Consider the following 17629-nt stretch of genomic DNA (forward strand, 5'->3'; position numbering starts at 1 on the left):
ATCAAAGGAGCCTGAAATGGCAACCACCGCAGACATCATCATCACCAATGGCCGCGTCCTCACGATGGATAACAGCTCTCCCCGCGCGGAAGCCGTGGCCCTTGCCGGCAACCGCATTCTCGCCGTCGGCAGCGAGGCCGAGGTGCAGGCTCTGGCGGGTCCCAACACCAAGCGGATCGACGCCAAGGGTGCCACCGTCATGCCCGGCTTCAACGAAGCCCATATGCACATCTTCCCCGGCTCGGTATCGCTGCGCCAGCTGAACCTGCATGGCATCCAGGGCTTCGAGGCCCTGAAATCCGCCATCCTCGATTATGCGGAGAAGAACCCGGATGAGCCGCTGCTCATGGGCTTTTCCGCCGACTATTCGATCATCTCGCTGACCGAACCCTGCACCCGCCATCACCTGGATGCGATCCTGCCGGATCGCCCCTTCATGATGTTCGCGCCCGACCATCACACAGCCTGGGCCAACACCGCAGCACTGGAGAAGGCAGGCATCCTGCAGGGCAAGGACGTCGGCATCGGCAACGAGATCGTCATGGGCCCCGACGGTCTGGCGAATGGCGAGCTGCGTGAGGGCAATGCCTTCGGCCCGGTATCGGCGCTGGCCTCGACAGGTGGCCGCGAGGAACTCGGCATGGTAACCGGCATGGACCCGGAAAACGTCACGCCGGAACAGTTCGCCCTCGATCGCGCCATCCTGAAGGCCGGCCTCGACTACTGCGCCTCCTGGGGCGTCACCTCGATCCAGAATTTCGATGGCAACCACTACCAGCTTCGGCTGATGCGCGATCTGGAGCTTTCGGGCGAACTCTGCTGCCGCATCCGCATCCCCTATCACATGAAGAACTTCATGGCGCTGGAGGACCTCGACAAGGCCGCCGCCTGGAAGAAGGAATTCGCCACCGACATGCTGCGCGGCGATTTCGTCAAGGTCTTCATGGATGGCGTGCTGGACAGCCAGACGGCCTATATGCTCGACGGATATGGCGACAGGCCGGGCTATACCTATGAGCCGCTGTTCACCCCGCAAGCCTTCAATGCGATTGCGACGAAGGCCGATGCGCTCGGCCTGCAGGTCGCAGTCCACGCGATCGGCAGTGCCGCCATCCGCCAGACGCTCGACGGCTATGAGGCGGCGTTAAATGCCAATGGCCCACGCGGCAATCGCCACCGCATCGAGCATATCGAGATCATCCACCCGGACGACATTCCACGCTTTGCCACGCTCGGCATCGTCGCTTCGATGCAGCCGGTCCACTACCCCGGCGGCACCTGCTTCCCGGCCGAGCCGACCACCGCCAAGATCGGCGAGGACCGCTGGGACGAGGCATACGCCTGGCGGACAATGAAGGAAGCAGGCGCGCCCGTCGTCTTCGCCTCCGACTGGCCGGTCTCACCGGTGTCACCCTTCCAGTGCATCCAGGATGCACTGACCCGCAAACCCTGGAAGGACGGTCTGAAAGACCAGCGCTTCTCGCTGATGGAAGCTCTCGAGGCCTACACTTCGATAGGCGCCTGGGTAGAGTTCATGGAAGACCGCAAGGGTTTGCTGAAGCCCGGCTACCTCGCCGACGTCGTGATCCTCACCAGGGACATCGAGGCTGTCGCACCCGAGGAGATCATGGACACCGTTCGTCCTGCCGTCACCATCTGCGACGGCCACATCACCTTCCAGGCTTGAAGAAAGACCGTCCCATGAGCGCCGATCTCGTCATCCACAATGCCCGTATCCTGACCATGGATGACGAACGTCCGCGCGCGGAAGCGATCGCGCTCACCGGCAACCGCATCACCGCCGTAGGCGGCAATGACGAGATCCTTGAGCTCGCGGGACCACAGACCCGCGTCGTCGATGCCGGGGGCGCAACGGTGCTGCCGGGCTTCAACGAAGCGCATATGCACATCTTCGGCGGCTCGGTCTCGCTCGGCGAACTCTCGCTCTTCGGCGTTAGTGGATTCGACGCCCTGTCAAAATCCGTGCGGGACTATGCGGCCGCCAACCCGGACCTGCCGCTGCTTGTCGCCCAGACGGCCGATTATACCATCCTGTCGGAAACCGAGCGCGTCACCCGCCACCATCTCGACCGCATCATTCCCGACCGCCCGTTCATGATGGTCGCCCCAGACCGGCACACGGCCTGGGCCAATACCATCGCGCTGGAAAAAGCCGGCATCCTGCAGGGCCGCGATGTCGGCGTCGGCAACGAGATCGTTATGGGCGAGGACGGGCTGGCAAACGGCGAACTGCGCGAAAGCAACGCCATGCGTCCTGTCGCGTCGATGAGCGTGACGGGCGGTCGAGAAGGCCTCGGCGTCGGCACCGGCGGTGATCCCGAACACGTCAGCCCGGAAGAGCGCGCCGCGGATATGGCAGTGCTGAAGAAGGGGCTGGCCTATTGCGCCTCGCTCGGCATTACCTCGTTCCAGAACATGGACGGCAATCTCTATCAGCTGGAAATGCTGGATGAGATCGAGAAAACCGAAGTCCTGCCGGTTCGTGTCCGCATGCCTTACCACATGAAGAACTTCATGCCCCTCTCCGATCTGGAGGAAAAGGCCGCCGTCTGGAAGGCCCGCTTCGACACGGACAAGCTCCGCTGCAACTTCGTCAAGCTGTTCATGGATGGCGTCACCGAGGGCGAGACCGCCGTCTTCGTCGACGACTATGCCCACAAGCCCGGCTGGAAGGGCGAGCCGTTGTTCTCGGGCGACGCCTTCAATGCGGTCGCAACGGAGGCAAACCGCCTCGGCATGCCGGTCGCGGTGCATGCTATCGGCGACGGAGCGGTCCGCATGGTACTCGACGGCTATGAGGCCTCGATCAACGCCAATGGCCGGAACGACATGCGCAACCGCGTCGAGCATATCGAGGTTGTCCATCCCGACGACATCAAGCGCTTTGCCGAAACGGGCACCATCGCCTCGATGCAGCCGACCCATCCGCCAGGGTCCGCCGGCCTGCCTCTCGAACCCTATCTAACCTATATCGGCCGTGAGCGCTGGCCTCTCGCTTTCGCTTGGAAGACGCTGGTGGATGCAGGCGCCACGATCGTCTTCGCGACCGACTGGCCCGTCTCCCCGCTTCCACCTTTGAGCTGCATCGGCGATGCCATGACGCGCCAGCCCTGGGCAGATGATATGCCCGACCAGCGCCTGAGCCTTCAGGAAACGCTGGCCGCCTACACAAGGACCAGCGCCTGGGTCGAATACATGGAAGACCGCAAGGGCGTGTTGAAACCGGGCTACCTGGCGGACGTGGTTCTTCTCTCGGGCGACATCGAGGCGACCGCGCCGGAGAGCATCGCGGCCCTTTCACCCGTGCTGACCATCTGCGACGGCCGCGTCACCTTCGAAGCCGGAGGAGGCCGATGAGCGAGGCAGCGGACGCGACGCAGGAGAAACCGGCAAACGCTCCGGCACGTGGTCGCCCCACGGGCGCCACCCGCAAGGGGCTGGAAACCCGCGTCCGCATCATCAAGGGTGCCCGAGAAGCCCTGGAGGAAGGCGGCATGGAGGCGCTGACGACGCGCCGCATCGCCGCATCTGCCGGCGTCAAGCTCGCGACACTGCACTACTATTTCGACAGCAAGGAGAGCCTGCTGCTCGCCGTGCTCGAAGACCTGATCGCGGAGATGGACGAGGCCTACCGGCAGGATGTCGCCTTGCCGAAAGCACCGGAAGACCGGGTGGAGGCCCTGATCCGGGCGAGCTGGCGCTACATCCAGCGCACCAGGGGCAAGCAGATCGCCCAGACGGAACTGACGCTCTATGCGCTGCGTACCAAGGGATCAGAGTGGCTCGCCGCCCGCCAGTACAATGCCTATATTGACTTCTACGGCCATCTCGTTTTCGAGGACGACAGCGACGAGGAGCTCCGCCGCATCGGTCGCGCCGTCGCCCGCCAGATGCTGATCGGCATCGACGGCATCATCCTGCAGAGCTACGCCCTCGAAGATCTTTCCGCCTCGAATGAGGACATCGAAGCCCTCATCATTGCCATGCGCGGCTATCTCCGCCGTCTCCTGGCGGAGCATGGCAAGGCGCGTTAGGAGAGGCCCCAGATCCGTTTCGCATTACCCGAGAAGAGCTTGTCCTTCTCTTCTTTCGTGCAGCCATGCAGAAGCGCCTGTGTCGTCGCGACCCAAGTCGACAGCCCCCCACCCAGCGTGCAGACCGGCCAGTCCGAGCCCCAGATCGCGCGATCGAAACCGAAGGATGCGATCGTATGCTGGAAATAGGGTTTGAGATCCTCCAGCGTCCAATTCTCCAGATCGCCATAGGCCGGGATGCCGGAAATCTTCACCCGAACATTGTCGCGTCTGGCAATGTCGGTGATCCCGCTCTTCCAAGCATCATAGCCATTGCCCTTGATGTCGGGCACGCCGCAATGGTCGAGGATGAAGGTGACATCGGGGGCGAGATCGACCAGCGCCTTGGCCTTGTCGATCTGATGCGGCAGCATGCAGAGATCGAAGGTGAGGCCTGTACCCGAGAGCCGCTTCACGTTCTCGCGGAACAGCGCCCCCTCGGACACATCATCGGGCACCACATGCAGCACGCGGCGGAAGCCTTTGACGAAGGGGGTCGTTAGCTGGGTCTCCAGGTACGCGGCAAAGCCCTGTTCCTCCGGGCGGCAGGAGGCGATCACACCTCGGAGCAGGCTATCCGGCCTCCGCGACAGCTGCTGAACCATCGCGGTTTCCGCAGCAATGTCCTCGGGCGCGACATCGACCTCCATATGCAGCACGGAGGAAATTCCGAGCCGCCGGGCCTCGCGCGCGTAGGTCTCCCAGGTGAAATCGACATCAAGGGCGGGCACATCCTTCAGCCAGGAATAGCCGAGCCGATCGCGATAGATGAGATGCAGATGGGTATCGATGATCATGGCGGGCCCCTCCCAAGGCCTTGGAAATTCAGTTCATATCGGGGGCGTCAGCGCCGAGACCGGCACCTGCAAGCGCCGAGATACGACGCGCAGTCTCTGTCAGCGCCTCGATGGTGCGGGTGATATCGGGGGCCTCAGGCGCGTTGATGATGGTGATGTAAGGCACGGTGAGCGCGCCCAAGGCCTCGCCATCGGCACTGACGATCGGTGCCGAGAGGTTGACGACGCCGGCCGTCTGCGCGCTCGGCATCATCTCGTAGCCGCGTGCCCTTATCTGGTCGAGCCTGCTGATGAAGGCATCAGTCATCCGACCTTCGGGGCCACCGCTCGCGACGTGTTCCGCCACCATCATCGCCCGCACCTCAGGGCTGCGGAAGGCGAGAAGTATATGGCCGGAACCGGTGTCGAACAGCCCCATGCGCGAGCCGACCCGGATCGAGATGCCCCAATAGCCCGGCGCCTCAAGCTGCGCGATGACCACCGGATGTCCACGGTCATAGACGACGATGTGGTTCTCCTGCCGGGTGATCTCAGCCAGCTCCCGCATCAACGGCATGGCAAGCGAAGCCAGCCGCCGCGTCGGCGCGTGCATCTGCGCAAGGCCGAAGAGCTTGAGCGTCAGCACATAACGATCGCCATCGAGCCGCGCGACATAGCCGCGCTTCACCAGCCGGTCGAGCATCCGGTAAAATTCATTCGGACTGCGGTCGAGCTTCTTGGCGATCTCGGCCTGGCTCAAGCCCCCATCAACGCCCGCCAGAAGCTCCAGAATGTCGAGACCCTTGTCGAGCGCCGGCGCCCGGTAACGGTCCTGATCCACATCATTCACGCATGTCTCTCCTCGCAGCCCCGAACCACTCTTGACCTTTATGAATAAATGTTTTGCATATGAATGATGCTCGCATCGACCGCGGGAATATGCAAGGGTCGAGTGACGGGGGATCGGCTGGAGGAGCCAAGAAGATGAACCTTGAGAAGAAGCATGTGCTGGTGACGGCCGCTGGCCAGGGCATTGGTCGCGCGAGCGCGATTGCCTTCGCCCGCGCCGGTGCGACGGTCGTGGCGACCGACATCAACACCGAGGCGCTGGCGAGCCTGGATGGCGAGACCGGCATCACAACGCGCCAGCTCGACGTGCTGAACGACGACGCGGTCAAGGCCGTGGTCGGCGAAGCCGGCCCCTTCGATGTGCTGTTCAATTGCGCCGGCGTCGTACATGGCGGAACCGTTCTGGACATGAACGACAAGGATCTGGACTTCGCCCTTGACCTCAATGTGCGTGCGATGATCCGCACCATCCGGGCCGTCCTGCCCGCCATGCTGGAACGCGGCGACGGCTCGATCATCAACATGGCCTCTGTGGCAAGCTCCATCAAAGGCGTGCCAGACCGCTTCGCCTATACCGTCACCAAGGCAGCCGTCATCGGTCTCACCAAGTCGGTCGCTGCCGATTACGTGACGCAGGGCATCCGCTGCAATGCGATCTGCCCGGGCACCGTCGAAAGCCCGTCGCTGCAGGACCGCATGCGCGCTCAAGGTGACTATGACGCCGCCCGCGCCGCCTTCATCGCCCGCCAGCCCATGGGGCGCCTGGGCACGCCGGAAGAAATCGCCGATCTTGCCGTCTATCTCGCCGGCGCCACCTATACCTCTGGCCAGGCCTATGCCATCGACGGCGGCTGGACGATCTAATTCTGAAGAAGGAAGAACACGATGAAACTGATGCGCGTCGGCCCGCTCGGCCAGGAAAAGCCTGCGATCCTCGACAAGGATGGCAAGATCCGTGACCTCTCAGCCCATGTGACCGATATCGGCGGCGCTGCCATTTCGCCGGAAGGTCTGGCGAAGATTGCAGCCCTGGATCTCGCCTCGCTGCCAGAAATCGCCGCCGAGCGCATCGGCGCCTGCGTCTCTGGCACCGGCAAATTCATCTGCATCGGTCTCAACTATTCCGACCACGCCGCCGAAACCGGCGCTGCCGTCCCGCCGGAGCCTGTCATCTTCATGAAGGCGACCTCGGCCATCTGCGGTCCGAACGACGACGTTCTGATCCCGCGCACCTCGGAAAAGACCGACTGGGAAGTCGAACTCGGCGTCGTCATCGGCAAGACCGCAAAATATGTCTCGGAAGCCGACGCCATGGACTACGTCGCCGGCTACTGCGTCTCCCACGACGTCTCCGAACGCGCCTTCCAGACGGAACGCGCGGGCCAGTGGACCAAGGGAAAATCCTGCGACACCTTCGGCCCGATCGGCCCCTGGCTCGTCACCAAGGATGAAATCGCAGATCCGCAGAACCTCAAGATGTGGCTCTCGGTCAATGGCAAGATGATGCAGGACGGCTCGTCGAAGACCATGGTCTATGGCATCGCCCACCTCGTTTCCTATCTCAGCCAGTTCATGAGCCTGCATCCCGGCGACGTCATTTCCACCGGCACCCCTCCGGGCGTCGGCCTCGGCATGAAGCCACCGCAGTTCCTCAAGGCCGGCGATGTAGTCGAGCTCGGCATCGAAGGCCTCGGCACGCAGAAGCAGACGTTCAAGGCGGATGTCTGAGTTGAACTAGCCAAAACTGCGGTCTTCGCGGAATATCGAAGACCGCAGATACACCACCTTGAGTTTAGAAACAGTTAGACTAGGCTACCCAACACGGGGGAAGTCAATGTCAGAACTGGATATATCGGAACAAGAAGCAGAGTACCTTCTGCAATTACCGAAGATCGCCGAGACGACCGAGCCGGTGGAATTGCCAGATTTGGGTGGCAGAACTGACATTCCACTCGTGAGCGATGACGGCAGAGAAGAATTTGTGGTGTCTTTCACCAGGTCGTCAATTTCGCTAACAAAGCGCAACCATCATCTGCGGGCACGTAAGGTCATCGGACTTGCCCGCCTCGACTTGGATGGGCCGCCCCACAGAAATCCAGATGGGCAAGAGATCGGACCACGGCACCTGCATATCTACCGGGAAGGCTACCGGCTGAAGTTTGCGATTGAAGTTCCCCTCGACAAATTTGGTGATCTCGATAATGCATTGAGAACGCTGGAAGACTTTTTGACATACTGTGGCGTCAAAAAGCTGCCGGAATTTTCACGAGGCTTGTTTAGCAAATGAGCGAGATTGACGGCCTGATCGATAGATATCATTCGTGGTTACGCGACAAGTCTGCTTGGCGCACCGTGGATCGCTGGACGGAGATCACTGCACCCTACCTCGACAGGAACAACGACTACCTGCAACTATATCTTAGGAAATCGGATGATGGCTTCATTCTTACCGACGATGGTGAGACGATTCAGGGACTTCTCGCTGAAGGCTGCACTTTAGATAGCCCAAAACGGCAAACGCTATTGCGAACCACGTTAGCGGGCTACGGGGTCCACGAAGAAAAGGGCAAGCTAACAGTTAGAGCAACCTTAGACAATTTCGCACTCAAAAAGCATTCACTAGTGCAAGCGATGCTTGCTGTAGGCGATATGTTCTACCTAGCAGAGCCTCACATTGTGAGCCTGTTCATGGAAGACGTAAAAACGTGGCTAGACGAAATAGACGTTCGATACTCTGAAAACATTTCTTTCGTCGGCAAGAGCGGATACGCCAGAAAATTTGACTTCCTAATACCGAAGTCAAAAACAGCGCCAGAGAGAATCATAAAGACGATAAATAACCCGGCGAGACATGCAGCCGATTCGATAATAATGGATTGGATCGACACAAAAGAATCTCGGAAAGAAGACGCCAAACTGTACGCCTTTGTTAATGACAACGATCGAAAAATATCGAGCACAGTGATTGACGCGCTAGAAAGCTACGACATCTCCTCTGTTGTTTGGAGCAATAGAAATTCAGCACGGGCAGCACTGGCCGCATAAGCACATCTGATAAGCTTTTAAAAAAGCCGGGCGTCACCACCCGGCTTTAAAGCTCAGATCTGATCCGAAGCTTACTTGATCAACGGCAGGATGCTGTCGATCGACTTCTTCGCGTCACCGTAGAACATGCGCGTATTCTCCTTGTAGAACAGCGGGTTCTCGATGCCGGAGTAACCGGTGCCCTGGCCGCGTTTGGAGACGAAGACCTGCTTTGCCTTCCACACTTCCAGAACCGGCATGCCAGCGATCGGCGAGTTCGGGTCTTCCTGGGCGGCCGGGTTGACGATGTCGTTCGAGCCGATGACGATGACGACATCCGTCTCGGGGAAGTCCTCGTTGATCTCGTCCATTTCCAGAACGATATCGTAGGGCACCTTGGCTTCGGCGAGCAGTACGTTCATGTGACCCGGCAGGCGACCGGCGACCGGATGGATCGCGAAGCGCACCGTCTTGCCGGCAGCACGCAGCTTGCGGGTCAGCTCCGAGACCGTTTGTTGCGCCTGCGCGACCGCCATGCCGTAGCCGGGAACGATGATGACGCTGTCGGCATCGTTCAGGGCATTGGCAACACCGTCGCCGTCGATGGCGATCTGCTCGCCCACGACTTCCATCTGCGGTCCGGTCGTGCCGCCAAAGCCGCCGAGGATGACCGAGACGAAGCTGCGGTTCATCGCCTTGCACATGATGTAGGAAAGGATCGCACCGGACGAACCGACGAGCGCGCCGACGACGATCAAGAGATCGTTCGACAGCGAGAAGCCGATGGCTGCTGCCGCCCAGCCGGAATAGCTGTTGAGCATGGAGACGACGACCGGCATGTCGGCACCGCCGATGCCCATGATCAGGTGGTAGCCGATGAAGAGCGCCAGAAGCGTCATCAGGATCAGCGTCCAGCTGCCCGCACCCTGGAAATAGAGGATCAGCAGGATCAGCGAGCCGAGGGCGGCAGCCGCATTCAACATGTGACCGCCCGGCAGCTGCTTGGCCGTCGTATCGACCTTGCCGGCAAGCTTGCCATACGCGACGACCGAACCGGTAAAGGTGATGGCTCCGATGAAGACGCCGAGGAAGACCTCGATCTTCAGGACCGCAATCTCGGCTCCGGTCTTCTCGGCAATCTTGAGGGCAAAGCCGGCGAATTCGCCAAACAATGTCGTCTGCCCGGCCTGCGCGGCACAGGCAACGGCGCTGAGCGGCCCGCAGGTCATCAGCCCCGCATCCGAAAGCGTGCTGGCAATGCGCCACATCTCGATTTCGGCATTGAAACCGATGAAGACGGCGGCAAGACCAACCAGCGAATGCATGGCGGCCACAAGCTGCGGCATTTCCGTCATCTGGACGCGCTGGGCTACAACCCAGCCGATGCCGCCGCCGATCGCGATCATGACCAAAGAGACGAACCAGTTGCCGGCACCGGGGCCGAGAAGCGTCGCGATGACGGCAAGCGCCATGCCTGCTATGCCATACCAGACCGCGCGCTTGGCGCTTTCCTGGCCTGAAAGCCCGCCCAGCGACAGGATGAAGAGAACGGCTGCGACGACATAGGCCGCTGTGGTGAATCCGTATTCCATGTGTGTGTCCCCTCCCCTAACTCAAGACTTCTGGAACATGGCGAGCATACGCCGGGTGACCATGAAACCACCGAAGATGTTGATGCCGGCCATCAGGACCGAAAGCGCGCCGAGAATGATCACCAGGAAATTGCCGGATCCGATCTGCATCAGGGCACCCAGAATGATGATCGAGGAGATGGCATTGGTGATCGCCATCAGCGGCGTGTGAAGCGAGTGGCTGACATTCCAGATGACCTGGAAGCCGACGAAGCAGGCGAGCACGAAGACGATGAAATGGTTCATGAAGCTCACCGGCGCATAGAGACCGGCGAGCAGGATGAGTGCGCCACCACCGGCCAGCATCGCCACCTGACTCTTGGTCTGCGCCTTGAAGGCGGCGATCTCCTGTTCGCGCTTTTCTTCCCGCGTCAGTTCCTTCGCCTTTTCCTTCGGTTTCGCGGCAGCAATCGCCTGGATCTTCGGCGGCGGCGGTGGGAAGGTGATCTCGCCGTCCTTGGTGACGGTCGCGCCACGGATGACATCGTCTTCCATGTTGTGCACGACGACGCCGTCCTTGGCCGGCGTCAGATCCGTCATCATGTGGCGGATATTGGTCGAGTAAAGCGTCGAGGACTGCGCCGCCATCCGGCTCGGGAAGTCGGTATAGCCGACTATGGTCACGCCATTGTCGGAAACGATCTTCTGGTCAGGAACCGTCAAGTCACAGTTACCGCCACGCTCGGCGGCGAGGTCGACAACAACAGAGCCGGGCTTCATCGCAGCCACCATGTCGGCGAGCCACAGCTTCGGTGCATCACGACCGGGGATCAGCGCCGTGGTGATGACGATGTCGATCTCAGGCGCCAGTTCGCGGAACTTGGCAAGCTGCTTCTCGCGGAATTCCGGCGAGGACGGCGCAGCGTAACCACCGGTGGCTGCTCCATCCTGGGCGGCTTCGAATTCGAGGAAGACGAACTGCGCACCCATGCTCTCGATCTGCTCGGCGACCTCAGGGCGAACGTCGAAGGCATAGGTGATCGCACCGAGCGAAGTCGCCGTGCCGATCGCGGCCAGACCCGCGACACCCGCACCGATGACCAGCACCTTGGCCGGCGGCACCTTGCCGGCAGCGGTCACCTGGCCGGTGAAGAAGCGGCCGAAATTGTTGCCAGCCTCGATGACAGCGCGATAGCCGGCGATATTCGCCATCGACGACAGCGCATCCATCTTCTGGGCGCGCGAGATGCGCGGGACCATGTCCATGGCAACGACGGTCGCGCCCTTGGCTTTGGCCTGCTCCAAGAGGGCCGAGTTCTGGGCCGGATAGAAGAAGGAGATCAGCGTCTTGCCGGGGCCGAGACGATCGACTTCGGATGTCTCCGGCGGCCGCACCTTGGCAATGATGTCGGCCGTCTCGAAGAGGGCGGCAGCCGTCTCGACGACGGTCACGCCAGCGGCGCGATAGGCGTCGTCCGACAAGCCCGCGGCCTTGCCGGCGCCGCTTTCGATGACACACTCATAGCCGAGCTTCTGCAGTTGCGTGGCGCTGTCCGGCGTCATCGCGACGCGGGCCTCGCCGGCGTAAATCTCCCTTGGCGATCCGATCTTCAATCCCATCTCCCTAACTCCGTTCGAACGGGCAAACCTCAGTCCCTCGCCTAAAGTCGAAGGACGCTCCGATGGCGGACACGAGCAGAAGCGAGGTCGCCTGTCTAGTCCAGCTTTCAGGACAAGTGACGGTTTTAGGCGATGGCACGTCGGCTTAAACCGATTTTTGTTGCGCCGCACAATATCGACGCCTTTGCCCCGAGAGGGAACAATTGCGGCAAGTCACTGTTTCCCCATGGAACAATGCAAGGGAGACACGCATGCTACAATGGATCCTCATCCTCCTTCTCATCGCCGCCGTTGCCAGCCTTCTCGGTTTTCGCGGCGTCGCAGGAGCCTCGGTCGGGATCGCCAAGATCCTGATCTTCATCGTATTGATCGTGATCATCATCGCGCTGTTTACCGGCGTGCTCATCGTCGCATGACATCAGGTCTGGAACGACAAGGCCCGCCGTGAAGCGGTCACGGCGGGCTTTCTTCTTGGCCATGCATGGCTTGCATTGCTAGATGAAGGGACGGATGCGCGCCTCTCCGGGTGCCCAGCCAGCAATGTCCTCAAGGCCGCGCGCATTGAGGATCTCGCATCCGCGATCGCGCCACAGGATCAAGCCTCGGTCGGAAAGCTTTTTCAACGTCTTGTTGGTATGCACGATCGACAGGCCGAGCGTATCGGCAAGATGGCTTTGCGTGATCGGTACATGGCGTCGCTCCTCAGTCACGATGCCGGACACACGTCCCCGTTCGAACAGGAAGGCGAGAAGATAAGAGGCCCGTTCCAGGGCCGAGCGTCGACCGACACTCAGCAGATGCTCGTCAAGGATCGTTTCTTCCCGCGCGGCGAGCCAGGTGAGGTCGAAACCAAGTCCCGCGTGACGCTCAAACAGGGAGAACAACCGACTGCGTTCGAAGACACACAGCGTCGTCGGCGTCAGTGCCTCGACAGAATGCTGCATCTCCGCCATGACCGCGCCCTGCAGCCCGATCATGTCGCCCGGCACCACATAGTTGAGGATCTGCCGCCGACCATCCTCCAGGATCTTGTAGCGGAAGCCCCAGCCTGACAGGACGGTGTAGAGATGGGCGCTGCGCGCGCCCTCCACCAGCACGGTCGTGCCGGGATCGGCTTGCAGTTCGCCGCGCTTGAAATTGGAAACGAACTCCAGTTCGGCCTCGGTGAACGGCCGGAATTGCTTCATACGGCGCAGCGGACACTCATAACAACTGACGCGGATCGGATTGTGACGCGGTTCCGGTGCCATTCGATAACCTCGTTTGGAGGCCATGCTGTTCCGGTATGGAACAAGCGAGGCTTCGACATGTCTTATTTAAATGACGCCCGTCAGGAGCGGCCTCATAAAGCGCCCCTGACAGAAGGAACTCCCATGTACACACCGCCGCCGCGCGTGCTTGTCGCAGAAAACCAGTATCTGATCGCGATGGAGGTGGAGCGGATCCTGCACGACAATCTGGCCTGCAAGGTCAGGATCATACCGATCTCCGGCCTTGCTGAAGAGATCAACGCTGACGCCTATGACGTGGTGATCCTCGACGCCGCACTCGCAGCCCCCCTCAACGTGGAGCGGGCGACGCTGATCCTGGCGGCCGGTGCCGTGCCCGTGTTTTTCCGGTCCTATGATCATTTCCCCGATGCCGGCACGACCGTGTCGTCCTGCCCCATGATCTCGAAACCGCCGCAGCCAGACGAACTGACCGCAGCCGTGCTCGACGCAATGAGTCGCAAGTCATCAGACGGCAAAGGCCTTCTTGGTGACCGCTGAGCTGTGGGCGTCGGGGCCATAATCGCCCTCGCCGCTGACGCCGAGGATCTCCTGCAGCTTGTTTCGCGCCCGGTTGATGCGGCTCTTGATGGTGCCGACGGCACAACCGCAGATCTCGGCTGCCTCCTCATAGGCAAACCCGGACGCTCCGACGAGGATGATCGCCTCGCGCTGGTCGCTCGGCAGCTGGTCCAGCGCCCGCTTGAAATCCTGCAGGTCGAGCGAACCATATTGCTGCGGATGCGTGGAGAGCTGCGACGTGAAGATGCCGTCCGTATCGGAGACCTCACGTCCGCGCTTGCGCATCTGCGAGTAGAACTCGTTGCGCAGGATGGTGAACAACCAGGCCTTCATGTTGGTCCCGGGCTCGAAGTGATCCTGCTTGGCCCAGGCCTTCATGATCGTGTCCTGGACAAGGTCGTCGGCCACGTGATGGCGTCCGGTGAGCGAGACGGCAAAGGCGCGCAGGTTCGGCAAAGCGGCCAGAAGGTCGCGCTTGAACGCTTTCTCGATCGACAGGGTCTCGTCAGCCATCATTGAGCACCATCCTTCATGAGGCTACCCTCGCCAGCCTGTCGTTCGGCCACATCCAGCCGCTCCAGAAGCTCGAGAAACCGCTCGGGGATCCCCTCTTCCTGTACCGACTGGTAGTATTCCCGCAATTGCACGGACACGCCGGGATAAAAGTTGGCCAATCCTGGCTGCGGGTTCGGAACCGGCGCCTTTTTCGAATGTTCTGTCATGAGTTCCAACGGATTTGAAAAGGTGTCGGCTGACAACGCCCGACAGGCAGGAAGGTTCCCGCGCGGCAAATGTTTTTGTCGCTCGCTTCGGTTGCTGGCCGGGCAGCTCCCCGAAATGGAAACCGATGGAACAAAGCATGCCAGGCAACGTTGTTCGGGCATCGAAAATGGGAGAAGCCATCATGTTATACTATGCCCTCGTCTTTCTCGTCGTCGCCTTGATCGCCGGCGTGCTCGGCTTCGGCGGCATTGCCGGGGCGTCTGCCGGGATCGCCAAGATCCTTTTCGGCATCTTTATCATTCTCTTTCTCGTTTCGCTGGCGATGCGTCTGTTCCGACAGGCGTGACGCAGCGTCGCCGAGCAAAGCGAGGCCGCGAGGGACACGGTCTTGCTTTTTGCCGATCTCCAGAGCCAAGGGCCAGCTGGCGTCAGATCACCATCCAGATGACGGAGGCGAACAGGATCGCCAGGATCACGCCGAGTGTGATGACGGTGAAAGACCCATAACGGGGCGGAACCTGCGATTCGAGTTCCTGATCGAGGCCTGCCTTTTGCGAGACATGCCGATTTATCTGGTCTACGCGGACGGCCTGCGCTTCAGGCGTGTCGGGCGAATTCATCGGATGGCTCCGTATCTGTCTGTGAGGACGGGTGCGGTCAGAGCCTGGGCGCTCGCAGGTCCGGCGACCGCAGCTGGCTGATCGAGACCGGCAAGCTTGCCGGGGGAAATAGTCTGGCGGATGCTCCGACCGGCCACGAGGTCGGGACTGACGGGAATGCAGTCACCATAGACGAGTTTTGCCAGCACACGGGCACGCCGAAGTTCTTCCGGCAATGTCTTGTAACAGGCGTCCTCCGTTTCATAGGAAATGACAGCGACCGGATCCTGAAGACACGAGGTGTCTTGCGGGTGGCAGGCCACAATAACCAGCAAGGCAGCCATAATGTTCATGATCTTTCTCCGCGTTACTGGAAGGTTAACGCGGGGCGACGAAGGAGGTTCCGGGCAGGATGGGACACCGCCCCAAGAGCCAGGAGGACTGCTCAGCCGCGGATCAGGGCGTGAATATAGGCGAGTTTGGCGAAGACCGGTTCCGACAGCACGAAGGGATAGAGGTCTGGCTGTCCCATGCTGCGATTGATGGAGTTGATCGCAAGCGTCAGGGGCACCCAAGCCCGGATCAGGGAATCGGCACTGCCGAGCCTGTAGCTGTCGAAGGTGCGATCGAGCTCGATGGCAGGCACATCAGCCTCGACATCTGGACTTGTTCTCAGCCCGAAGGCATCGGCGGTGTCGAGCGCATCGACAATGTGGAAGTAGTGCGCAAAGGTTTCCGCAAAGTCCTCCCAAGGGTGGCTTGCCGCATAGGCGGAAATGAAGTGGTTCTTCCAACCGGCCGGAGGCCCTTCGCGATAGTGACGCTCAAGGGCGGCACCATAATCCTGACGTTCATCACCGAACACCGCGCGGCAGGCATCAAAGGCACCGCGGTCTCGAACAAGGACATTCCAGTAGTAATGCGCGACCTCATGGCGGAAATGGCCGAGCAGGGTCCGAAACGGTTCGCCCAGAGCCACCCTGCGCGCCTCCCGCTCCGCATCGGAGGCCTCGGCGATGTTGAGAGTAATCAGACCTTCGGCATGGCCGGTCAGCACAGAGCCCTCACCCACCTTGCCCGGATCGTCGGCCAGGAAGGCAAACCCGAGACCACCGTCCGGGCTTTCGTTCCGGGTCACCAGGGGCAGCCGGAACCGCAGCAGGGAATAGAACAGGCCCCGCTTGGCAAGTTCGATACGCTGCCAGTTGTGCCTGTGTTCACTGATTGAAAGATCAGGAATCGTCACATTGTGGCGACAGGCGACACAGAAGCCGGATGCATGGCCATCATCAACCAGCCAGTTGCAGCCACCGACCCGCGAATTCGAGCAGGGACTGACGGTCAGGATGTCACGGCGTCCGTCATGCAGGACATGTGTGCCTTCGCTATCGATCGCCACCATGTCGAGCGTCGACGATCGGAAGGCCAACCGCGATCCGCAGGTGACACAACCATCGTTTTCGAAATGCACGACATTGGCGCAGTTGCTGCAGCTGAACAGGCGCATGGGCGGGCCTCTATGTAGCCGGAACGACCGACAGTCGGATGGTCAGTCGAAGATCTCAAGCGGGAATCGCAGTTCGTAGCGCAGCTGCCCATTCTTCAGTTCATGCCGTGCCTCGCCATTGACGGAAGACGGCACCACACGTTCCAGCACCGTGCTTCCGAAGCGCGCCGACTTGGCCTCGTCGTCACTGCGCGCAGTAAAGGGTTCTGCCCACAAGATGACCACCACCGACCCGACCGGAGTCTCGATCCGGTTGCAGGACACTTCGATCGCAAGGCGTCTCTGCAGGAAGTCGCCATGACTGACAGCATTGACGACGAGTTCGTGAAGGGCAAGCCCGATATGCAGGGAAGCATTCGGCGTGAGCAGGACATCATCGCCGGAGACATGCACGAGATCGGAATTCTCCTGCACATAGCGATCGACCTGCTGTTTCAGCAGGTCCCGGAAATGCGCGCCGCGCCAGCTCGAATCCGTGATCAGATCCTGGGACTGGGACAGGGCGTGCAGCCGTCCGCGAAACTTGCCGAGGAACATGTCGAGCGTGCCGGAGTAACGCGCGGTCTGCGAAGCAATGCTCTGGATTATGGCGAGCAGGTTCTTCGAGCGGTGGCTGACCTCCCGCAGCAGCGCCCGCAGGAGCCGCTCGCGGCGCCGATCTTCGGTCCGGTCGATCACCACGGTGATCATGTGCAGGTCATGATCGGCCATTTCGACCATGCGGCAGCGGAATTCAAAGAAGGTATCGTCGCCCGCTTCGATCTCCACCTCCACGCGGTCGCCGGCCTTGACCAGACCGGCTTTCATTTCCGCCAGCTTCCGGCCGATTTCGGGCCCGAAGATCGAGTTGTCGCTGGGAACGACGCCAGGCACGAGACGCCAGCGAGCCGGCAGGGAAGTGATACAGACATAGGCACCATCCCTGTCCTGCAAGATCAGGCTGGCGCCCATGTCGATGAGCGCGGTTATGAAGAACTCACGCAACTGCTCGTCGCCGCGCTGAGGTTCAAACCATGTCAACCGATGTACCAAATGTCCTGCTCCGCCGTGTTCGTCCGTCGGGTCCGGCATTCTGC

General features: G+C 60.9%; 21 protein-coding genes. 10 read left to right on the top strand and 11 right to left on the bottom strand.

What is annotated here, in order from left to right; translation table 11 throughout:
• Positions 1-16: 16 nt before the first annotated feature.
• From J2045_RS01250 to J2045_RS01260, 3 genes are read left to right on the top strand one after another with little or no spacing between them, the layout of a single operon-like run.
• Positions 17-1687, top strand: a complete 1671-nt coding sequence (locus J2045_RS01250) for an amidohydrolase (protein ID WP_307368329.1) — start codon at positions 17-19, stop codon at positions 1685-1687.
• A gap of 14 nt (positions 1688-1701) precedes the next feature.
• Entirely contained in the window at positions 1702-3378 is a 1677-nt protein-coding gene (locus J2045_RS01255) for an amidohydrolase (RefSeq protein WP_307368333.1), read from the top strand.
• Entirely contained in the window at positions 3375-4055 is a 681-nt protein-coding gene (locus J2045_RS01260; RefSeq protein WP_307368336.1) for a TetR/AcrR family transcriptional regulator, read from the top strand. The genes J2045_RS01255 and J2045_RS01260 overlap by 4 nt, the downstream gene beginning before the upstream one ends.
• Here the strand turns inward: J2045_RS01260 and J2045_RS01265 are convergent.
• Positions 4052-4891 (bottom strand): amidohydrolase family protein, encoded by an 840-nt coding sequence (locus tag J2045_RS01265; protein WP_307368339.1) that lies wholly within the window; start codon positions 4889-4891, stop codon positions 4052-4054. The genes J2045_RS01260 and J2045_RS01265 overlap by 4 nt on opposite strands.
• Positions 4892-4919: 28 nt before the next feature.
• The gene (locus J2045_RS01270; RefSeq protein WP_307368342.1) at positions 4920-5720 is read right to left on the bottom strand and encodes an IclR family transcriptional regulator; all 801 of its coding nucleotides are present in this window, start codon (positions 5718-5720) and stop codon (positions 4920-4922) included.
• Positions 5721-5854: 134 nt separating this feature from the next.
• Here J2045_RS01270 and J2045_RS01275 point away from each other — a divergent pair, with 134 nt between their 5' ends.
• From J2045_RS01275 to J2045_RS01290, 4 genes are all read left to right on the top strand, one after another.
• Positions 5855-6583: an SDR family oxidoreductase gene (locus J2045_RS01275; RefSeq protein WP_307368345.1), complete on the top strand. Its 729-nt coding sequence runs from the start codon at positions 5855-5857 to the stop codon at positions 6581-6583.
• A 21-nt stretch (positions 6584-6604) separates the two neighbouring features.
• Positions 6605-7447 carry a fumarylacetoacetate hydrolase family protein gene (locus J2045_RS01280; protein ID WP_307368348.1) on the top strand — a complete coding sequence of 281 codons (843 nt, stop codon included), beginning with the start codon at positions 6605-6607 and terminating at the stop codon, positions 7445-7447.
• 106 nt (positions 7448-7553) lie between these two features.
• A complete protein-coding gene (locus tag J2045_RS01285) occupies positions 7554-8006 on the top strand; it encodes a DUF6978 family protein (protein WP_307368351.1) in 453 nt (150 codons plus the stop codon).
• On the top strand, positions 8003-8764 hold the full coding sequence (locus J2045_RS01290) for a DUF1829 domain-containing protein (RefSeq protein ID WP_307368354.1): 762 nt from the start codon (positions 8003-8005) through the stop codon (positions 8762-8764). The genes J2045_RS01285 and J2045_RS01290 overlap by 4 nt, the downstream gene beginning before the upstream one ends.
• A gap of 71 nt (positions 8765-8835) precedes the next feature.
• On the opposite strand, the gene J2045_RS01295 is transcribed toward J2045_RS01290, so the two are convergent.
• Both J2045_RS01295 and J2045_RS01300 read right to left on the bottom strand, forming a co-directional pair.
• The gene (locus tag J2045_RS01295) at positions 8836-10335 is read right to left on the bottom strand and encodes an NAD(P)(+) transhydrogenase (Re/Si-specific) subunit beta (protein ID WP_307368357.1); all 1500 of its coding nucleotides are present in this window, start codon (positions 10333-10335) and stop codon (positions 8836-8838) included.
• A 21-nt stretch (positions 10336-10356) separates the two neighbouring features.
• Positions 10357-11928, bottom strand: a complete 1572-nt coding sequence (locus tag J2045_RS01300; protein ID WP_307368360.1) for a Re/Si-specific NAD(P)(+) transhydrogenase subunit alpha — start codon at positions 11926-11928, stop codon at positions 10357-10359.
• 257 nt (positions 11929-12185) lie between these two features.
• On the opposite strand from J2045_RS01300, the gene J2045_RS01305 reads away from it, so the two are divergent.
• On the top strand, positions 12186-12350 hold the full coding sequence (locus tag J2045_RS01305; protein WP_307368363.1) for a DUF1328 family protein: 165 nt from the start codon (positions 12186-12188) through the stop codon (positions 12348-12350).
• A 78-nt stretch (positions 12351-12428) separates the two neighbouring features.
• On the opposite strand, the gene J2045_RS01310 is transcribed toward J2045_RS01305, so the two are convergent.
• Positions 12429-13184: a Crp/Fnr family transcriptional regulator gene (locus J2045_RS01310; RefSeq protein WP_307368366.1), complete on the bottom strand. Its 756-nt coding sequence runs from the start codon at positions 13182-13184 to the stop codon at positions 12429-12431.
• A 123-nt stretch (positions 13185-13307) separates the two neighbouring features.
• Here J2045_RS01310 and J2045_RS01315 point away from each other — a divergent pair, with 123 nt between their 5' ends.
• Entirely contained in the window at positions 13308-13703 is a 396-nt protein-coding gene (locus tag J2045_RS01315) for a response regulator (protein WP_307368369.1), read from the top strand.
• On the opposite strand, the gene J2045_RS01320 is transcribed toward J2045_RS01315, so the two are convergent.
• Together J2045_RS01320 and J2045_RS01325 are read right to left on the bottom strand one after the other, a co-directional pair.
• Positions 13671-14237, bottom strand: coding sequence for an RNA polymerase sigma factor (locus tag J2045_RS01320; RefSeq protein ID WP_370872950.1), 567 nt, complete (start codon positions 14235-14237; stop codon positions 13671-13673). The two genes, J2045_RS01315 and J2045_RS01320, sit on opposite strands and share 33 nt — an antisense overlap.
• Positions 14237-14446 (bottom strand): NepR family anti-sigma factor, encoded by a 210-nt coding sequence (locus J2045_RS01325; RefSeq protein ID WP_307368372.1) that lies wholly within the window; start codon positions 14444-14446, stop codon positions 14237-14239. The genes J2045_RS01320 and J2045_RS01325 overlap by 1 nt, the downstream gene beginning before the upstream one ends.
• 182 nt (positions 14447-14628) lie before the next feature.
• Here J2045_RS01325 and J2045_RS01330 point away from each other — a divergent pair, with 182 nt between their 5' ends.
• Positions 14629-14793, top strand: coding sequence for a DUF1328 domain-containing protein (locus J2045_RS01330; protein ID WP_006724652.1), 165 nt, complete (start codon positions 14629-14631; stop codon positions 14791-14793).
• 82 nt (positions 14794-14875) lie between these two features.
• Here the strand turns inward: J2045_RS01330 and J2045_RS01335 are convergent, their stop codons facing one another.
• The 4 genes from J2045_RS01335 to J2045_RS01350 form a co-directional block, all read right to left on the bottom strand.
• Positions 14876-15067 (bottom strand): hypothetical protein, encoded by a 192-nt coding sequence (locus J2045_RS01335; RefSeq protein ID WP_307368380.1) that lies wholly within the window; start codon positions 15065-15067, stop codon positions 14876-14878.
• Entirely contained in the window at positions 15064-15399 is a 336-nt protein-coding gene (locus tag J2045_RS01340; protein WP_307368383.1) for a hypothetical protein, read from the bottom strand. The genes J2045_RS01335 and J2045_RS01340 overlap by 4 nt, the downstream gene beginning before the upstream one ends.
• Before the next feature lie 92 nt (positions 15400-15491).
• Positions 15492-16553 carry a zinc-binding metallopeptidase family protein gene (locus J2045_RS01345; protein WP_307368386.1) on the bottom strand — a complete coding sequence of 354 codons (1062 nt, stop codon included), beginning with the start codon at positions 16551-16553 and terminating at the stop codon, positions 15492-15494.
• Between the two features lie 42 nt (positions 16554-16595).
• Positions 16596-17573, bottom strand: a complete 978-nt coding sequence (locus tag J2045_RS01350; protein ID WP_307368389.1) for a sensor histidine kinase — start codon at positions 17571-17573, stop codon at positions 16596-16598.
• Positions 17574-17629 lie beyond the last annotated feature (56 nt).

It is taken from the genome of Peteryoungia aggregata LMG 23059, from assembly GCF_030814435.1.
GTDB lineage: Bacteria > Pseudomonadota > Alphaproteobacteria > Rhizobiales > Rhizobiaceae > Allorhizobium > Allorhizobium aggregatum.